General features: G+C 70.5%; 1 protein-coding gene and 1 pseudogene. One reads left to right on the forward strand and one right to left on the reverse strand.

Features of this window, described 5'->3' with window-relative positions; genetic code table 11:
* Nucleotides 1–3: 3 nt before the first annotated feature.
* Entirely contained in the window at nucleotides 4–306 is a 303-nt protein-coding gene (locus tag AB0O00_RS40985) for a hypothetical protein (RefSeq protein WP_363659739.1), read from the reverse strand.
* A gap of 569 nt (nucleotides 307–875) precedes the next feature.
* Between AB0O00_RS40985 and AB0O00_RS40990 the strand changes: the two are divergent.
* Nucleotides 876–1097 (forward strand): annotated as a pseudogene (locus tag AB0O00_RS40990) (lytic transglycosylase domain-containing protein); the annotation flags it as partial.

Raw genomic sequence — 1097 nt, forward strand, 5'->3', positions numbered from 1 at the left:
GCCTCAGTCCTGGAAGGTCCGGTCGTTGAGCAGGTCGAGGTTGCGGAAGACCGGCGGCCCGTCGCACAGGGCCGCGACCTGGGCCGCGAATTCCGCCGTCTCCGGGCGGTCGGAGTTCTCCATCGCCAGCTCGTACGAGGGGAACTCCACGATGTTCAGGTACACGTTCTCCCGGTCACGGTCACGGGTCTGCATGGCCCGTGTCGCCAACCGGCGGCCCGCGTTCTTCTCGACCCAGCTGTCGAGCAGGGCGTTGAACTCGTCGATGCGGCTCGTCTTGTACTCGATGATCTGGATGAAGCTCACGTCGGGCTCCTTGACTCAGCAGAAGGATGGGCGGCTGAACGCCTCCTCCAGCGTCGCCCGGGCATCCGCGCCCCGCAAAGGCGGCAGCCGGCCTGCCGGGTGTGTGGCGGCGGTCTCAATGAGGCCCGCCGGGTGCCGACTCAGCGTGGTGGTGGTGTGCCCGGTCGGTGACGTCGCCGGGGGCCGGGCGGTGAGTGCGCTCACATGCGAATGCCAGGCACGACGGCGGGTAGTGCTGCCCGTTCCGCGTCATCCCGCACGGAGGCCGAAACGTGTTTGCGCAGGCGGGGAGGCGTTGACGCGCTCCCCGCGGCCCGGCCCTCGAACCGGTGCCGGTCCTGCGGCTACGACCGTGGATCGTAGCGAGGGGGCCTTGGAGGGCGGCGCCGCGGTCTGGCACCTTGGCATTCGTCGTCGGCCACACCGGCTCCTGTCCCGCCGGATGCGGCCAAGCGCCGACTCACTCCCCGCGACCGTTCGGCCCCTGTCCGGCCACGGTCCCGGGCGGGGTGTGACGTCGGCCCAACCCGATTGAGGTCTTGCTCTTCATGCCCGCTTTCAAGCTCCGTATGCGTACGTCTGCCGCGATCCTCGCCGGTGCCGCCGGTCTGACCGCGCTGGGTGCGGCCGTGGTCCCCGCCGCCGCCAATGCCGCGACCGCCTCCCCGCAGGCCATCGCCGCGCAGATCGTGCCGGCGGACCAGCTGGCCTCGTTCAGCCAGATCATTTCCCACGAGTCGGGCTGGAACGTGACCGCGACCAACCCGAGCTCGGGCTCGTACGGCCTGGGC

Origin of the sequence: Kitasatospora sp. NPDC093558, from assembly GCF_040683475.1 — a bacterium.
Classification (GTDB): domain Bacteria; phylum Actinomycetota; class Actinomycetes; order Streptomycetales; family Streptomycetaceae; genus Kitasatospora.